Annotated in this window: 15 protein-coding genes; 7 read left to right on the top strand and 8 right to left on the bottom strand. The window is 65.3% G+C overall.

From position 1 onward, the window contains the following. Positions 1-52 precede the first annotated feature (52 nt). From ACFPO9_RS14385 to ACFPO9_RS14355, 7 genes are all read left to right on the top strand, one after another. Positions 53-1,750 carry an OFA family MFS transporter gene (locus tag ACFPO9_RS14385; RefSeq protein ID WP_379771814.1) on the top strand — a complete coding sequence of 566 codons (1,698 nt, stop codon included), beginning with the start codon at positions 53-55 and terminating at the stop codon, positions 1,748-1,750. Between the two features lie 134 nt (positions 1,751-1,884). After that, entirely contained in the window at positions 1,885-3,609 is a 1,725-nt protein-coding gene (locus tag ACFPO9_RS14380) for an NAD(P)H-dependent oxidoreductase subunit E (RefSeq protein WP_379771813.1), read from the top strand. Continuing rightward, positions 3,606-6,410 carry a formate dehydrogenase subunit alpha gene (gene fdhF, locus ACFPO9_RS14375; RefSeq protein ID WP_379771812.1) on the top strand — a complete coding sequence of 935 codons (2,805 nt, stop codon included), beginning with the start codon at positions 3,606-3,608 and terminating at the stop codon, positions 6,408-6,410. The genes ACFPO9_RS14380 and fdhF overlap by 4 nt, the downstream gene beginning before the upstream one ends. Before the next feature lie 4 nt (positions 6,411-6,414). Further along, positions 6,415-7,284 carry a formate dehydrogenase accessory sulfurtransferase FdhD gene (locus ACFPO9_RS14370; protein ID WP_379771810.1) on the top strand — a complete coding sequence of 290 codons (870 nt, stop codon included), beginning with the start codon at positions 6,415-6,417 and terminating at the stop codon, positions 7,282-7,284. An 89-nt stretch (positions 7,285-7,373) separates the two neighbouring features. Further along, positions 7,374-8,075 carry an ABC transporter permease gene (locus ACFPO9_RS14365; RefSeq protein WP_379771809.1) on the top strand — a complete coding sequence of 234 codons (702 nt, stop codon included), beginning with the start codon at positions 7,374-7,376 and terminating at the stop codon, positions 8,073-8,075. Positions 8,076-8,112: 37 nt separating this feature from the next. Further along, the gene (locus tag ACFPO9_RS14360; RefSeq protein ID WP_379771841.1) at positions 8,113-8,805 is read left to right on the top strand and encodes an energy-coupling factor ABC transporter ATP-binding protein; all 693 of its coding nucleotides are present in this window, start codon (positions 8,113-8,115) and stop codon (positions 8,803-8,805) included. A gap of 17 nt (positions 8,806-8,822) precedes the next feature. Continuing rightward, positions 8,823-9,644: an ABC transporter substrate-binding protein gene (locus ACFPO9_RS14355; protein WP_379771807.1), complete on the top strand. Its 822-nt coding sequence runs from the start codon at positions 8,823-8,825 to the stop codon at positions 9,642-9,644. A gap of 172 nt (positions 9,645-9,816) precedes the next feature. Here ACFPO9_RS14355 and ACFPO9_RS14350 read toward each other — a convergent pair whose 3' ends face one another. From ACFPO9_RS14350 to hemF, 8 genes are all read right to left on the bottom strand, one after another. After that, entirely contained in the window at positions 9,817-10,920 is a 1,104-nt protein-coding gene (locus ACFPO9_RS14350) for a glycosyltransferase family 9 protein (RefSeq protein ID WP_379771806.1), read from the bottom strand. Positions 10,921-11,371: 451 nt separating this feature from the next. Then, positions 11,372-12,220, bottom strand: a complete 849-nt coding sequence (locus ACFPO9_RS14345; RefSeq protein ID WP_379771805.1) for a class I SAM-dependent methyltransferase — start codon at positions 12,218-12,220, stop codon at positions 11,372-11,374. Between the two features lie 127 nt (positions 12,221-12,347). After that, a complete protein-coding gene (gene rng / locus ACFPO9_RS14340) occupies positions 12,348-13,826 on the bottom strand; it encodes a ribonuclease G (RefSeq protein ID WP_379771804.1) in 1,479 nt (492 codons plus the stop codon). An 88-nt stretch (positions 13,827-13,914) separates the two neighbouring features. After that, complete coding sequence (locus ACFPO9_RS14335) at positions 13,915-14,535, bottom strand: Maf family protein (protein WP_379771803.1); 621 nt, start codon at positions 14,533-14,535, stop codon at positions 13,915-13,917. A gap of 20 nt (positions 14,536-14,555) precedes the next feature. Beyond that, positions 14,556-15,026 (bottom strand): 23S rRNA (pseudouridine(1915)-N(3))-methyltransferase RlmH, encoded by a 471-nt coding sequence (gene rlmH / locus ACFPO9_RS14330; RefSeq protein ID WP_230019787.1) that lies wholly within the window; start codon positions 15,024-15,026, stop codon positions 14,556-14,558. Between the two features lie 9 nt (positions 15,027-15,035). After that, positions 15,036-15,758 carry a ribosome silencing factor gene (gene rsfS, locus ACFPO9_RS14325; RefSeq protein ID WP_379771800.1) on the bottom strand — a complete coding sequence of 241 codons (723 nt, stop codon included), beginning with the start codon at positions 15,756-15,758 and terminating at the stop codon, positions 15,036-15,038. After that, positions 15,758-16,435: a nicotinate-nucleotide adenylyltransferase gene (locus tag ACFPO9_RS14320; protein ID WP_379771799.1), complete on the bottom strand. Its 678-nt coding sequence runs from the start codon at positions 16,433-16,435 to the stop codon at positions 15,758-15,760. The genes rsfS and ACFPO9_RS14320 overlap by 1 nt, the downstream gene beginning before the upstream one ends. Beyond that, the gene (hemF, locus tag ACFPO9_RS14315; RefSeq protein WP_379771798.1) at positions 16,432-17,343 is read right to left on the bottom strand and encodes an oxygen-dependent coproporphyrinogen oxidase; all 912 of its coding nucleotides are present in this window, start codon (positions 17,341-17,343) and stop codon (positions 16,432-16,434) included. The genes ACFPO9_RS14320 and hemF overlap by 4 nt, the downstream gene beginning before the upstream one ends. Between the last annotated feature and the right edge of the window lie 92 nt (positions 17,344-17,435).

Below are 17,435 nucleotides of genomic sequence, written 5' to 3'. Positions count from 1 at the left end.
AAAAGTATATGCTTTTTAAAACATATTAATTCGAACAAAAAACGGAGGAGACATGGCTTTACTGGATAAGCTGGACCGGGAGCACACCATTGCCAGGCCCGGCTTCAACCGCTGGCTGGTGCCGCCGGCCGCATTGGCGATTCATCTTTGCATCGGCATGGCCTATGGCTTCTCGGTGTTCTGGCTGCCGCTGTCGAAGGCGATCGGCATCAAGGAATCGATCGCCTGCCCGGCCGAGATGGGCTTCTTCGACGTGATCACATCCACCACCTGCGACTGGAAGATCTCGATGCTGGGCTGGATGGTCAGCCTGTTCTTCCTGTTCCTGGGCTTGTCGACCGCGTTGTTCGGCGGCTGGCTCGAGCACGCCGGCCCGCGCAAGGCCGGCGTCGTCTCGGCCCTGTGCTGGTGCGGCGGACTGGTGATCTCGGCCCTGGGCATCTACAAGCACCAGATCTGGCTGATGTGGCTGGGCTCCGGCGTCATCGGCGGCATCGGCCTGGGCCTCGGCTATATCTCGCCGGTCTCCACGCTCATCAAATGGTTCCCCGACCGCCGCGGCATGGCGACCGGCATGGCCATCATGGGCTTCGGCGGCGGCGCCATGATCGGCGCGCCGCTGGCCGACAAGCTGATGAAGCATTTCGCCACCCCGACCTCGGTGGGCGTGTGGGAAACCTTCCTGGCCCTGGCCGCCATCTACTTCGTGTTCATGATGGTGGGCGCGCTGTCCTACCGCGTGCCGGCCAACGGCTGGAAGCCGGAAGGCTGGACCGCGCCGGCCGCCAAGAGCAGCAACACCATGATCACCAACCGCCACGTGCACGTGAGCCGCGTGTGGGGCATCCCCCAGTTCTGGCTGGTGTGGCTGGTGCTGTTCCTGAACGTCTCGGCCGGCATCGGCATCCTGGCGATGGCCTCGCCGCTGCTGCAGGAAGTGTTCGGCGGCCGCCTGATCGGCATTACCGCCGGCTTCAACGATCTGGACACCGCGCAGAAGGCGCAGATCGCCACCATCGCCGCCGGCTTCACCGGCCTGCTGTCGCTGTTTAACATCGGCGGCCGCTTCGCCTGGGCCACCTGCTCGGACTACATCGGCCGCAAGATGACCTATTTCGTGTTCCTGGTGCTGGGCTTCGTGCTGTACGCGGCGATCCCGACCCTGGCCCACGGCGGCCACCTGGGCCTGTTCGTGCTGTCCTTCTGCATCATCCTGTCGATGTACGGCGGCGGCTTCTCGACCGTGCCGGCCTACCTGGCCGACCTGTTCGGCACCCAGATGGTGGGCGCGATCCATGGCCGCCTGCTGACCGCCTGGGCCGCCGCCGGCCTGCTCGGCCCGACCCTGGTCAACTACATCCGCGAATACCAGATCGCGCACGGCGTCGCCAAGGCCCAGGCCTACGACACTGCGATGTACGCGATGGCCGCCCTGCTGGTGCTGGGTTTCATCTGCAACCTGCTGGTGCGCCCGGTGGCCGACAAGTACTTCATGACCGACGCCGAGCTGGCGGACGAGAAGCGCAGCGCCCATGAACGCGACGTTGCCGCCTCGGCCGGCAGCCGCGCAGCGGCAGCAGCCGGCGGCGACACCATGGTGGCGGGCGTGTCCGGCGGCGCAGCCATTGCTGCAACCCCGGTTGCCGCGGGCGGCGCGCTGGTCACGCTGCTGGCCTGGGCCGCGGTCGGCATCCCGCTGCTGATCGGTATGTGGATCACCTTGCAGAAGGCGATCGTCCTCTTTAAATAAGCGACGTAGGGTGGGCACCCTGTGCCCACGTCGGCAAAACGCGAACGTCACACGTGGGCACGGGGTGCCCACCCTACGAAACTGAACGCCGGCAAAACGATCGAATACGTAACACGCATTACAGGACTACCGCCATGAACCATCCCGTCATCCCCATTGCCGTGCAGGGCGCCAGCCGCCAGCGCAAGCGCGAAGCCCCGAAAGGCCGCCGCGCCGATCCGCAAGCCCTGCGCGAGGTGCAGGACCTGCTGGGCGACATGCCGCGCCGGCGCGACCTGCTGATCGAGTGCCTGCACAAGATCCAGGACGCGTTCGGGGCCCTGGCAGCCAACCACCTGGCCGCGCTGGCCCAGGAGCTGAAGCTGGCGCAGTCGGAGGTCTACGAGGTGGCCAGCTTCTACCACCACTTCGACGTATTGCGCGACGGGGAGGATGCGCCGGCATCGCTGACGGTGCGCGTGTGCGCGGGGCTGTCCTGCGAGATGGCGGGCGCTTCCTCGCTGCTGGACAGGCTGCCGGCCATCCTCGGCACCGACGTTCGGCTGCAGGCGGCGCCTTGCGTGGGCCGCTGCGAGCAGGCGCCGGCGGTGCTGGTCGGCCAGCATCCGGTGCCGCGCGCGACGCCCGAGACGGTACTGGCCAAGGTGCGGTCCGTCGCCACGGCGGCGAAGGAAACCACCCACATCCACACCGGCCATGACGGCCTGGACGCCTACCGCGCCAAGGGCGGCTACGCGCTGCTGCGCGATTGTGCCGAAGGCCGCCGCGACGTCGAGTCCGTGATCGCGGCGCTGGAAGCCTCCGGCCTGCGCGGCCTCGGCGGCGCCGGCTTCCCGGCCGGCCGCAAGTGGCGCATCGTGGCCGCGGAACCCGGCCCGCGCCTCATGGCCATCAATATCGACGAAGGCGAACCCGGCACCTTCAAGGACCGTGTTTACCTCGAGCACGACCCGCACCGCTTCCTGGAAGGCGCCTTGATCGCCGCCTGGGCGGTCGGCATCGAGACCATCTATATCTACCTGCGCGACGAATACCACGGCCTGCGCGGGATGCTGGAAGCCGAGCTGGCGGCCTTGCGCGCCGCTCCGCCGCTCGAGAACATGCCCGAGCTGATCCTGCGCCGCGGCGCCGGCGCCTACATCTGCGGCGAAGAGTCGGCCATGATCGAGTCGATCGAAGGCAAACGCGGCATGCCGCGCCTGCGCCCGCCTTACGTGGCCCAGGTCGGCCTGTTCGGGCGCCCGACGCTGGAGCACAACTTCGAGACCCTGCACTGGGTGCGCGACATCGTCGAGCAGGGCCCGGAACAATTCGCCAGCCACGGCCGCCACGGCCGCAAGGGCCTGCGCTCGTTCTCGGTCTCGGGCCGCGTGCGCGACCCGGGCGTCAAGCTGGCCCCGGCCGGCATCACGATCACGGAGCTGATCACCGAATACTGCGGCGGCATGCAGGAAGGGCACCAGTTCTACGCCTACCTGCCGGGCGGCGCCTCGGGCGGCATCCTGCCGGCTACGATGGGCGACATCCCGCTCGACTTCGACACCCTGCAGCCCTACGGCTGCTTCATCGGCTCGGCCGCGGTGGTGGTGCTCTCGGACCAGGACACGGCCAAGGCCGCGGCCCTGAACACGCTGCGCTTCTTCAAGGACGAGTCCTGCGGCCAGTGCACGCCCTGCCGCGCCGGCACCGCCAAGGCCGTGGCCATCATGGAGCAGCCGGACTGGGATATCGAACTGCTGGACGACCTGTCCCAGGTGATGCGCGACGCCTCGATCTGCGGCCTGGGCCAGGCCGCGCCGAACCCGTTCGACTGCGTCATCAAGTACTTCCCGCATGAACTCAAAGGAGGCGCACAATGAACGCCAGCCTGCAAACCCTCAGCTTCACGATCAACGGTCGCGAAGTCCAGGCCCTGCGCCACGAAACATTAATCGAAATCGCCGATCGCGAAGGCATCGAAATCCCGCGCCTGTGCTACGCAGAAGGCATGGAAGCGGTCGGCAACTGCCGCTCCTGCATGGTCGAGATCGACGGCGAGCGCGTGCTGGCGCCGTCCTGCTGCCGCCATCCCTCGCAAGGCATGAAGGTCACCACGAACAGCGCGCGCGCCGTGAAGGCGCAGAAGATGGTGCTGGAGCTGCTGGCCTCGGACATGCCCGAGAAGGATTACACCCGCCACAACGAAGTCGACGCGTGGGCAATGAAGCTCGGCGTCGGCAAGCCGCGTTTCCCGGCCACGCGCCGTGAGCCGCAACAGGACGCGAGCCACGCCGCCATCACTGTCAACCTCGACGCCTGCATCCAGTGCACGCGCTGCGTGCGCGCCTGCCGCGACGAGCAGGTCAACGACGTGATCGGCCTGGCCTTCCGCGGCCAGGATGCGAAGATCGTGTTCGACCAGGACGACCCGATGGGGAACTCCACCTGCGTGGCCTGCGGCGAATGCGTGCAGGCCTGCCCGACCGGCGCCCTGATGCCGGCGCGCGACGCGGCTTTGAGCGTCCCGGACAAGCAGGTGGACTCGGTGTGCCCGTATTGCGGCGTCGGCTGCCAGCTGACCTATAAGGTCAAGGACAACAAGATCCTCTACGTCGAGGGCAGGGACGGTCCCGCCAACCACGGCCGCCTGTGCGTGAAGGGCCGCTACGGCTTCGATTACGCGCATCACCCGCACCGCCTGACAAAACCGCTGATCCGCCGCGCGGGCGTGCCCAAGACTGGCGACTTCACGATGGACCCGACCACGGTGATGGACGTGTTCCGCGAAGCGAGCTGGGAAGAAGCGCTGGCGCTGGCCGGCGGCACGCTGGCGCGCATCCGCGATACGAACGGAAAACGCGCGCTGGCCGGCTTCGGCTCGGCCAAGGGCAGCAACGAGGAAGCCTATCTGTTCCAGAAGCTGGTGCGCACCGGCTTCGGCAGCAATAACGTCGACCACTGCACGCGTCTGTGCCACGCTTCATCGGTGGCCGCGCTCCTGGAGGGCATCGGCTCGGGCGCGGTCTCGAACCCGGTGATGGACGTGACCCGCGCCGAAGTGGTGATCGTGATCGGCGCGAATCCGACGGTGAACCATCCGGTGGCCGCCACCTGGATCAAGAACGCGGTCCGCACCGGCACCAAGCTGATCATGATGGATCCGCGCAAATCGGACCTGACCCGCCACGCCCACCGCCACCTGCAGTTCAAGCCGGACACCGACGTCGCCATGCTGAACGCGATGATGCACGTGATCGTGCATGAGAACCTGGTCGACAGGGACTTCATCGCCAGCCGCACCATCGGCTTTGAGGAGCTGGCGAAGAACGTCGAAGGCTACAGCCCGGAGCAGATGGCGCCGATCTGCGGCATCGATGCCGAGACCCTGCGCTACGTGGCGCGCCTGTATGCGACATCGAAGGGCTCGATGATCCTGTGGGGCATGGGCATCTCGCAGCACGTGCACGGCACCGATAACGCGCGCTGCCTGATCGCGCTGGCGCTGATGACCGGCCAGATCGGCCGTCCCGGCACCGGCCTGCATCCGCTGCGCGGCCAGAACAACGTGCAGGGCGCTTCGGACGCCGGCCTGATTCCGATGATGTACCCGGACTACCAGCGCGTCGACAACCCGGACGCCAAGGCGCGCTTCGAAGCCGCCTGGGGCATGGCGCTGGACGACAAGCCCGGCCTGACCGTGGTCGAGATCATGGACGAGATCCTGGCCGGTTCTATCCGCGGCATGTACATCATGGGCGAGAACCCGGCCATGTCCGACCCCGACGCCAATCACGCCCGCGAGGCGCTGGCCGCGCTGGACTGCCTGGTGGTGCAGGACATCTTCCTGACCGAGACCGCCTACCTGGCCGACGTGATCCTGCCGGCATCCGCGTTTGCCGAGAAGGCCGGTACCTTCACCAATACCGACCGCCTGGTGCAGCTGGGCCGCCAGGCGATTACGCCGCCGGGCGATGCGAAGCAGGACCTGTGGATCATCCAGCAGATGGCAAACAGGATGGGCCTGCCGTGGAACTACGGCCACGTGTCCGAGGTGTTCGACGAGATGCGCAGGCTGATGCCCAGCATCGCCGGCATCACCTGGGAGCGCCTGGAACGCGAGGACGCCGTCACCTACCCGTGCGCGGTCGAGGGCGACCCGGGCCAGCCGGTGGTCTTCGTCGAGGACTTCCCGCGTGGGCAAGGGGCCGAGAAGGGCAGGGCGCGCTTCGTCCCGGCCGACATCATCCCGGCCAACGAGCGTCCGGACGCCGAATACCCGATGGTATTGATTACCGGGCGCCAGCTCGAGCACTGGCACACCGGCAGCATGACGCGGCGCGCCGGCGTGCTGGATGCGATCGAGCCGGATCCGGTGGCGCTGGTGCATCCGCTGGACCTGGAGGCGATGGGCGGACGGCCGGGCGACGTCATCACGATCACCTCGCGCCGCGGCGAGGTCAGCCTGTATGCGCGGGCCGACGACAGCTCGCCGCGCGGCGCCATCTTCGTGCCCTTCTGCTACTACGAGGCGGCCATCAACCGGCTGACCAACTCGGCGCTCGACCCCTTCGGCAAGATCCCCGAGTTCAAGTACTGCGCCATCCGCACGACGCTGGGCGGGGAGGTGGGGCAGCAGGGTTCCTACGGTGGCGGCCAGATCCTCGCGGCCGTGGCACAATAAGCTGATGAACGAGCAACGTTATCGACCTCAGCTATCCCAAGCCAGCGCCAGCCTGACCCATGAGGTGACGGCCATCGACGAGCGCGGGCGCCGCTCGTCATTACATATCCCGGCCGAGCGCCCGCTGACGGTCTACGTCGACAAGCGCGAACTCGTGACCCTGATGACCCTGGGCGGCGCGCCCGAAGCGCTGACCCTGGGCTATCTGCGCAACCAGCGCCTGGTGCGCTCGCTGGAAGACATCGTGTCGATCCAGGTCGACTGGTCGGTGGACGCGGTGGCGGTGGTGACCCGCAACGGCATCGCCGGCATCGAGGAGCGTACCGCGAAGAAGGTCGTCACCACCGGCTGCGGCCAGGGTTCGGTGTTCGGCGGCCTGATGGACGAGGTCGACCAGATCCAGCTGCCGCCGGACGCGCGCCTGACGCAATCGGTGGTGTACCGCATCGTCGAGACGATCCGCACCCAGCAGTCGGTCTACAAGCAGGCCGGCTCGGTGCACGGCTGCGCGCTGTTCTCGAACACGGGCGAGCTGCTCTACTTTGTCGAGGATGTCGGCCGCCACAACGCCGTCGACGCCATCGCCGGGCTGATGTGGCTGGACGGGGTCAGCGGCGCGGACAAGGTCTTCTACACCACCGGGCGCCTGACTTCGGAGATGGTGATCAAGGGCGCCCAGATGGGCATCCCCTTCCTGCTGTCGCGCTCCGGCACCACCCAGATGGGGCATATGGTGGCGGAGAAGGTCGGCATGTCGCTGCTGGCGCGCTGCACCGGGCGGCATTTCCTGCTGCTGTCGGGGGAAGAGCGGCTGGTGTTCGAACCGGCATTCCTGGACGCGCTGGAAGCGGAGCGTCAGCGGCACTATGCGTAAGCTTGCCGTCGTCCCCGCGAGCAGCACAGCCGTCGTTCCCGCGAAGGCGGGAACGACGGCAGTGCGTGTCGCGGGAACGGCGATGTAACATGCTCGACGCCACGCTGCGCGCCTTCAACCTGCTGTTCACCGGCGACCCCGGCCTTTGGCGCATCATCTGGGTCTCCCTCAAGACCAGCGTGCTCGGGCTGCTGCTGGCCACGCCGCCCGCCGTGCTGCTGGGCTACCTGATCGCCATGCACCGCTTCCGCGGGCGCCGCATTGCGATCTGGCTGGCCCAGGCCGCGCTGTCGCTGCCCACCGTCCTGATCGGCCTCCTGCTCTACCTGCTGCTGTCGCGCCACGGTCCGATGGGCGGGCTGCAATGGCTGTTCTCGCAGCCGGGCATCATCGCCGGGCAGTTCGTGGTGGGCCTGCCGGTGCTGCTGGCTTTCACGCTGGCGGCGGTGCAGGCGATCGACCCGCGCTATGCCGAAACCGCGGTCGCTCACGGCGCCTCGCGCATCCAGGTGATGGTGCGCGTGCTGCACGAGGCGCGCTTCGGCGTGATGGCCGCGGTGCTGTCGGGCTTCGGACGCGTGATCTCGGAAGTCGGCTGCGCGCTGATGGTGGGCGGGAATATCGAAGGCGAGACCCGCACCATCACCACCGCCATCGCGCTCGAGACCAGCAAGGGCGAGTTCGCGCAGGGCATCGCGCTGGGCATCGTGCTGGTGGCGATCGCGCTGCTGATGAACGGCATGCTGATGCTGCTGCAGGGCGACGCTCACGTGGCGAGGGATCGGCCATGAGGAAGCGGCCATGATCCAGCACATCACGCTGCAGGGCATGCTCGGCGCTACCCCGGCGCGCACCGGCGACGAGCGCCGCAAGTCCCTGCTGGGCGTGAAGGGACTGCGCAAGCGCCATGGCGAGCGCCTGCTGTTCGACATCGGCTGCATGGAGATCGCGACCCACAGCGCCTACGTGCTGACCGGGATGAACGGCGCCGGCAAGAGCACCCTGCTGCGCGTGCTGGGCGGCCTGGAACGCGCCGAGATCGACAGCCTGCGCTTCGAAGGCATGGAGGAGCGCCCCTACCCGTATCCGCGCGCGCTGCGCGAAGCCATCGTCTACGTGCACCAGCACCCCGTGATGTTCTCGACCAGCATCGCGCACAACATCGGCTACGGCCTGCAGGTGCGCGGCGTGCCGAAGCTGGAAGCCGCGCGCAGGGTCGAGGAGGCGATGCTGTGGGCCGGCGTGGCGCACCTGCAGGACGTCGAGCCGGGCCGGCTGTCGGGCGGCGAACGGCAGCGCGTGGCGCTGGCGCGCGCCAAGGTGTTGTGCCCGAAGCTGCTGCTGCTCGACGAGCCGACTTCCAACCTGGACGGCCAGGCGCGCGAACAGGTGATCGAATTGATCCCCACCATGGTCGAAGCAGGAGGCAGCGTGGTCGTGGCCTGCCACGACCGTGATTTGATTGGACTACCCGGCGTGCAGCGCCTCAAGCTGCGCGACGGGCATCTCGAAGTACGTTGATAACAAGGAGAACACACATGCAACGCCGTTTATTCAGTATCGCCCTGGTCCTGGGCGCCACCCTCGGGATGTCGTTTGCGCCGGCCCATGCACAGGATGCCAAGGTGCTGCGCCTGTCCACCACCACCAGCACCGAGAATTCCGGCCTGCTCACTTACCTGCTGCCCAGCTTCGAGCAGAAGTACGGCATCAAGGTCAACGTGATCTCGGTCGGTACCGGCAAGGCCCTGGAACTGGGCAAGAACGGCGACGTCGACGTGACCCTGGTGCACGCGCGCCAGCTCGAAGACAAGTTCGTGCTTGATGGCTGGGGCATCGACCGCCGCGACGTGATGTACAACGACTTCATCGTCGCCGGCCCGACGGCTGACCCGGCCGGCGTGAAGGGCAGCCATGACGTGCTGGCCTCGTTCAAGAAGATTGCCTCGACCAACGTCAAGTTCATCTCGCGCGGCGACAATTCCGGTACCGACGTGATGGAAAAGGCCTACTGGAAGGAAGTGAACACCAAGCCTGCGGGCGCCAACTACGTGTCGGCGGGCCTGGGCATGGGCGAGGTGCTGAACATGGCGGCCGAAATGAACGCCTACACCCTGACCGACCGCGCCACCTACGGCGCGTATAAAGCCAAGACCGGCCTGGCGATCCTGGTCGAAGGCGACAAGCGCATGTTCAACCCCTACGGCATCATCGCGGTGAACCCGGAGAAGCACAAGGGCGTGAACTACAAGGGCGCGACCCAGCTGATCCAGTGGATCACGTCGGCCGAGGGGCAGGCGAAAATCGCGGCGTTCAAGCCGGCTGGGGAGCAGCTGTTCTTCCCGTCGGCGGGTAAATAAGCTGGTGGCTGATTGAGCAAGCTTGGATTCCCGCCTTCGCGGGAATGACGGTCTTGAGGCCAGCGGCTCTAGCACGTCGTTCCCGCGCAGGCGGGAACCCAAGTTCGTCGAGAAGCCGCAAAATGAAAAGGCCGCAGTCAGCGGCCCTCGTCATTCCAAGCGCAGGAAAAACTCACGCCAGCGCGTGCATCACATCCTGCACCGGAATCGCCTTCACCCAATCCCTGCGCTGATGCGCCGTGATCACGGTGCTGTTGGCCTTGTCCACCGGCGCCCATTCCGGCGTCTTCTGGCGCATCAGCGCCACCACCGGCACGCCGACGGCGTTCGCCAGGTGCATCACCGCGGTTTCCACCGAGACGATCAGGTCGCACTGGGCCAGCATGGCCGGCAGCTGGAAGAAGTTCTCGTTGGCGCTGAACAGTTCGGTGCGGTCCAGCTGGCGCTCGGCCAGCATGGTCTTCACGCGCTCGACTTCCTGCGGCACCGCGTTGACGATGAAGCAGGCGTCGCGCCATTCCGGCTGGCCGCGCATGGTGGTGATCAGTTCGGCCACGCGCTCGACCGGCCAGCAGCGCTTGCGGGTCTTGGCGAAGGGATTGATGAAGACCAGCTTGCCCTGGCGCTTGTCGAAGCCCCACTCGTGCAGGCGGGTCTTGGCGCCTTCGACGAAACGCGCCGGGATGTGGACGAAGGGAATCCGTTCGCGCGGCGGGATCTCGACCCCGGCCAGCTGGCGGAACCACTCGGCGTGGACGTCGCTGATGTGCGGCGCGGCGCTGCGGTCGGCCACGTCCGGGTCCAGGGCGGCGTCCAGCTTGCGATAGGTGAAGTAGTGCGGCAGGCCGGACAGGCGCATCGGCTTTTTCAGGCCGACCACGAAGCCATCCGGGCTGATGCGGCGCGCCAGGTTGGCGTAGAAGTGCGGGCGCAGGGTGCCGAGCGAGACCACGATCGGGTAGTGCTCCGCGCGCGCTTCCTTGATCGAGGCTTCGAACAGCTCGGGCGAGTAGTTCTGCTTGTAGGTCTTGTCGATGAACTCGCAGGCGTCGAGCCAGTCGTACAGCACGTTCTTTTTCAGGTGCGGCCACTGCGACGCGTCGCTGGTGCGGCGGACCTCGTCGACCCACAGGTGCAGCTTCAGGTGCGGGTAGGCCCGCGCGAACGCCTGGAAGCAGTTCTGCAGATACGTGTAGTCGCCCAGCGCCAGATGGGCGATGAACAGGATCTTGTCCGATTTCTTCAGCAAATCGGATGGAATAAGTGGGTCGTTCATTGTCTCTTACGGGTCGCTAGTCAGCTTCGGGCCGACGCCGCCGCCAGTGGTCAATCAGAAAGCTTGCGATTCATGGGCCGCGATGCATGGCCGATTTCGCAGCGCCTAGCGGTCGGCAGGTCGCCTTGCAAGCCTTCGCTTGCAACCATGCTACCGCCAACTCTCGAATTATCAGCAAATTGTCACAAATTGTAGTCCAAACTCGCCAACAACGTAGTGCCTACCAAGATTTTTGGCGGTATTGTCCTTTGCTAGCAACATCAGCTCAACAGGATGACAATCGGCTATCGCTCGGCTGTCTAATTTGACGTAAAAATCCCACTGACGATTGTTCGGGAGGACAAGCAGGCTTGATCCCAGAAGCAACAGGGATTCTACGTTATTGGTGGATTATGCAGTGAAGAGATCGCTGTGCGTATCGAGGACCGGGCGGCGCCGTAAGCTTGCCGATTCAGATCGCAGGTTTTTGCAGGACGAAGGCGATCGATATCGGACGAATCTTTTGCCAGATATGCGTCGCGTGATAATGGCGCGGCCATATCGGTAGCCGGCAAACCAGCGCATCGAGCCGGATGACCCAGCGGTAGGTCCAAGGCGGACGTTGATTGATGTGTGGAAGTCTGGAAAATAGCGAGAAACCGCAGCGGGCTTCGCGTACTACGCGATAACCCGCCTCCTCGATGATATTGCGGAAAATCGCGGGCGGAATCCCGCGTTCGTTCTTGGTCAGCCCGCGTCGCGGATGGCGCCAGTCCCCCATCGAATGCGTAGGCTCGCGTAGCAAAACATAACCACCAGGCTTTAGCACCCTATACATTTCACTCAAGACCGTGCTGACGTTCGGAATATGGTGCAAAGTGTGGAAGCACACGATAATGTCGAAGCTGTCGGCATCGAAGGGCATGATGCCATTCGATGCGGGTTTGACATAGGTTACGGGCTTGCCGTCGAGCGAGGTTTGGGAAAAGCCGTCGGAAGGTTCCAGGATGGTAACCGTATCGCTCCTCGACAGTAAGGGCCGCAACTCTGTCCCGTCTGCACTGCCAATCCCTAGCACTGACGAGAAATCGCGGTCAGGCAACCATCTGAACCCATGCTCGTCAGCCACTTCGGCATAGCAGTATTCCGGTTTCGACACATCCGATGCGTTCTTGTCGCCGTAGAGTTCGTAGTAGCCTTCCCGTTCGTCTTCGAACCAGGCCGTAATCTCTTCATCCGTAAAATCGTTCCCGTACAGCACCCTGCCGCGTAAAGCCAACTCGATGCGCGCCGCATTCTGGATATGTTCAGGACGATTCATGTATATCCCCTCTGTCAATTGCTTTCCCGAGCTTGGCACATTCTCGGGAGCCAATTGCCATAGTCCTGCTCGCTATGCCGATTCATTTGACATAGATCATGTAGCGGCCAGAAAGAAGAAGAGAAACCTACATCAGGATCACGTCGTACTGTTCCTGGTGATAGCCTTTTTCCACCTGCAGCGAGATTTTCTTGCCGATGAAGTCGCCCAGCATCGCCAGGTGCTGCGATTCCTCTTCGAGGAACAGGTCGACCACTTCCTGCGAGGCCAGGATGCGGAACTCGCGCGGATTGAACTGCTTGGCTTCGCGCAGCAGCTCGCGCAGGATTTCGTAGCAGATGGTGCGCGAGGTTTTCACTTGTCCCTTGCCGGCGCAGGCGGGGCAGGGCTCGCACAGGATGTGGGCCAGCGACTCGCGGGTGCGCTTCCGCGTCATCTCGACCAGGCCCAGCGCCGAGAAACCGCTGACGGATACCTTGGTGCGGTCGCGCGACAGGGTCTTCTTGAGCTCCGCCAGCACGGCGTTGCGGTGCTCGTTGTTCTCCATGTCGATGAAGTCGAGGATGATGATGCCGCCCAGGTTACGCAGGCGCAGCTGGCGTGCGATCGCGTGGGCGGCCTCGAGGTTGGTCTTGAAGATGGTGTCGGCGAAGTTGCGCCCGCCGACGAAGCCGCCGGTGTTGACGTCGATGGTCGTCATCGCCTCGGTCTGGTCGACGATCAGGTAGCCGCCCGACTTGAGGTCGACACGGCGGCCCAGCGCGCGCAGGATCTCTTCCTCGACGCCGTAGAGGTCGAACAGCGGGCGCTCGCCGGTATAGTGCTGCAGGCGCGACAGCACGCTGGGCGTGTAGACCTGGGCGAATTCCGCCAGCATCAGGTAGTTCTCGCGCGAGTCGACCAGGATGGCGGCGGTCTCGTCGTGCACGAAGTCGCGCAGCACGCGCTGGGCCAGGTTCAGGTCCTGGTACAGCAGGCTGGTGGCGGGACGGGTACGGGCGCCCTGCAGGATCGCGCTCCAGGTCTTGCGCAGGTAGTCGATGTCGGCCGCCAGGTCGGCGTCGGCGGCGTCTTCGGCCTGGGTGCGCACGATGTAGCCGCCTTTTTCTTCCGCCGGCAGCAAGCCCTGCATGCGCACGCGCAGGGCCTCGCGCTCGCTTTCCTTTTCGATCTTCTGCGAGATGCCGATGTGCTTGTCCTGCGGCAGATACACCAGCATGCGTCCGGCGATCGAGATCTGCGTCGACAGGCGCGCGCCCTTGGTCCCGATCGGATCCTTGATCACCTGCACGGTCAGCACCTGGCCGTCGAACAGGATTTTCTCGATGGGGGTCGGGGCGGCGTTGCCGTTGCCGCCGCCGTTGTTGTCGTGCGGACGGGCTTCCCAGATGTCGGCCACGTGCAGGAAGGCGGCGCGTTCCAGGCCGATGTCGATGAAGGCGGACTGCATCCCCGGCAGCACCCGCACGACCTTGCCTGAATAGACGTTGCCGGCCAGGCCGCGGGTGAGCGTCCGCTCGATGTGCAGCTCTTGCACGGCTCCCTGTACCACCAGCGCCACGCGCGTTTCCTGTGGGGTGATATTGATCAGGATGTCTTCAGTCATGAGGCTAGGGCCGTGCGTTATTGTTCAGGATGACATCATACACGGCGCGACTGTAGGGTGGGCTCCCCGAGCCCACCTTTGCCGGCAATTACATGATCTCGACGCCAGCCTTTTTGAGCAGCTGTGCCGTCTCGAACACCGGCAAGCCCATGATGCCCGAATGGCTGCCCTCGATATGCTCGATGAACAGCGCCGCCAGGCCCTGGATGCCGTAGGCGCCGGCCTTGTCGTAGGGTTCGGACGTGGCGCAATAGGCCTTGATGGCGGCGGGACTCAGTTTTGTAAAACGCACGTTCGACACCTGCGTGACCTGCTCGGCCAGGTCGACGTGGTGAAGCGCCACCGAGGTCAGCACCTGGTGGGTGCGGCCCGACAGGCGCTCCAGCATCGCCGCCGCCTCGTCGGCATTGGCCGGCTTGCCGAGGATCCGGCCGTCGATGGTGACGGTGGTGTCGGCCGACAGCACCGGACGCAGCGGCATGCGCCGCAGCGCCAGGATTTTCCACGCGAACGCGCCCTTTTCATGCGCCACCCGGGCCACATAGTCGAGCGGCGATTCGCCCGGCAGCTCGGCCTCGCTGACGTCGGGACCGCGCGCGGCATCGGTACGCAGGCTGAGCAGTTCGAAGTCGACGCCGACCTGACGCAGCAGTTCGCGCCTGCGAGGGCTCTTCGAGGCGAGGTAGATTTTTTTATCGAGGAGTTTCATCGGGAGAGGAAGCGGGCTTCCTAGACTCTGTGATAAGGGTGGTTTTGGGTGATCGACCAGGCACGATATAACTGTTCCGCAAGCATCACGCGCACGATTCCATGGGGAAGCGTCATGCTGGAAATGCGGATCAGGCCATCGGCGCGGGCTTTCAGTTCGGGATCGAGCCCATCCGCGCCGCCGATCAGGAAGGCGACGTCACGCCCATCCTGCTGCCAGGCTTCCAGCTGCTGCGACAGGCCGACGCTGGTGAGATCCTTGCCGCGCTCGTCGAGGGCGACGATGCGCACCCCCTTCGGCAGCACGGCTTCGATGCGCTCGCGTTCGAGTGCCATCGCAGTGGCCGCGGTCTTGCTGCCGGACCGCTCGACCGGCTTGATCTCCTTGAGCACGATGCGCAGCTCGGGCGGCATGCGCTTCGTGTACTCGGCGAAACCGGTCTCGATCCAGGCCGGCATCTTGTGGCCGACCGCGGCAATGATCAACTGCATTGAAACGGTTTACTCTTCAGTCTTCTTGATGCGGCGGATGACCTTCTTGGCCGGTGCTGCATCCGCGGCCGGGGCGGCCTTGGTCGCGCGCTTCGGTGCGGCGGCCTTGGCGGCTTTCGCGGCGGCAGCCGAGGCGGCGGCGGTCTTCGATACGGCCACTTTCACCTTGGCGCCGGTCGGAATCTTGGCGGCCGGCTTCTTGGCGGCCGGCTTCTTCGCGGCGACGCCTTCGCCGGCGGCAGTCTTCGAGGCGGCCGTCGCGCGCTTGGCGGCCGGCTTTTTCTCGACGACCGGCTTGGCTTCCGGCTGTTCCTGGTTGGCCGCCAGGTGCTTGCCCTTGCCCTTCGGCGCGGCGGCGGCTTCGAGGCCTTCCACGGTCGACTTGCGCTTGGCGGCGCCCAGCTTGACCGGCTTCTCGCCCCAGATCTCTTCGAGGCGGTAGTACTGGCGGATCGCCGGCTGCATGATGTGCACGATCATGTCGCCGAGGTCGACCAGCACCCATTCGCCGGTGTCTTCGCCTTCGAGGCCGACGACATCGCCGCCTGCTGCCTTGACCTTGTCGCGCACCGAGGCGGCCAGGGCCTTGGTCTGGCGATTCGAGGTGCCCGACACGACCGCGATGCGGTCGAACAGGCTGGTCAGGTTGGTCGTGTCGAACAGGGCGATGTCCTGGCCCTTGACGTCTTCGAGGGCGTCGACGACGAGTGCTTGCAGTTTCTTGATGTCCATTAGCTCTTGTATAAGTTGTGTTGTTGAATATAGTCTAGCACTTGCGGCGCAAGGAGCGCGCCTGGCTTTTTCCGCTCAGTTGCATCCGCCGCAGCGCCCGCGTGCAGGGCCGCACGCAGCTCGGTGGCCGAGATATCGACCGCCAGCGTGTGCGCCAGGCAGACACGTCCCGCCTTGCTTTCGCGCACCTCTTCCGGGGTGGCCAGGCGCGGCGCCAGTTCCCGCGCCACCGCGGGCGGCAGGAACGCGGCATCGAGTTCGTAGCCGGGACGGGCGGCGACGCCGAAATTCGCCAGCCCGAACAAGTCCTGCCAGTCGACCCAGCTGTCCAGTTTTTGCAGCTGGTCGGCGCCCATCAGGAACACGATGGAAGCATCGGGCCCGAGTTCGGCGCGCAGCTCGCGCAGGGTCTCGACCGTGTAGGTCGGGGTGTCGCGCTCGATTTCGCGGGTGTCGATCCTGGGCTTGATCGCGGCATCTTCGAAAGCCAGCTTCAGCATCGCGACGCGGTCGGCCGCGCCGGCTTCCAGGCCAGCCTTCTTTTGCCACGGCTGCCCGGCCGGCATGATGCGCAGTTCGTCCGGATGCAGCAGGTGCACGAACAGATCGGCCAGCGCGACGTGGCCGTGATGCACCGGGTCGAAACTGCCTCCCAGCAGGGCAACGCAATGTGTCACGTCGCCAGCCAGTCCCGATGCGGGAGGAAATCGCTATACAGCCTGGCCTCGGGGCTGCCCGGCTCGGGATGCCAGTCGTAGCGCCACTTCACGATCGGCGGCATCGACATCAGGATCGCCTCGGTGCGCCCGCCCGACTGCAGGCCGAACAGGGTGCCGCGGTCCCACACCAGGTTGAACTCGACATAGCGTCCGCGGCGATAGGCCTGGAAGTCGCGTTCGCGCTCGCCGTAGGGCTGGTTCTTGCGCGCATTCAGGACCGGCAGGTAGGCATCGAGGAAGCCGTTGCCGACCTTCTGCATCATTGCGTACGACTGCTCGAAACCGAGCTCGTTGAAATCGTCGAAGAAGATGCCGCCGACGCCGCGCGCTTCCTTGCGGTGCTTCAGGTAGAAATAATCGTCGCACCAGCGCTTGAAGCGCGGATGCAGATCCTCGCCGAAAGGCTGCAAGGCATCGTGGCAGACCTGGTGAAAATGGCGCGCATCCACTTCGACACCGTAATAAGGTGTCAGATCCATGCCGCCGCCGAACCACCAGACCGGTTCTTTTCCTTCCGCGGTCGCCTCGAAAAAGCGCACGTTCATGTGCACGGTCGGGGCATAAGGATTACGCGGGTGAAGCACCAGCGACACGCCCATCGCTTCCCAGGCCCGGCCCGCCAGTTCCGGCCGCGCAGCCATCGCCGACGGCGGCAGGCTTTTCCCTTGCACGTGCGAGAAATTGCAGCCGCCGCGCTCGAACACATTGCCTTCCTCGATCAGGCGCGAAATCCCGCCGCCGCCCTCGGCACGTTCCCAGGCGTCGCGCAAAAAAGGCTTGCCATCGACTTCCTCGAGCGCCTGCACGATGCGCGCCTGCAGGTCGAGCAGCCAGGCCTTGACGGCGGCAGGGTTCGGGGTGGACATGTGGGAATGGGTGTGGGCTGAAAAATGAACGGGGGATTGTACACTAAGGCCCCGCCACCGTCATTACCGGCCCTCGTCATTCCCGCGAAGGC

The organism is Massilia aerilata, from assembly GCF_042656905.1.
In the GTDB taxonomy this organism is placed as follows: Bacteria; Pseudomonadota; Gammaproteobacteria; order Burkholderiales; family Burkholderiaceae_D; genus Telluria; species Telluria aerilata.
This window is presented reverse-complemented; position numbering and strand designations above follow the sequence as displayed.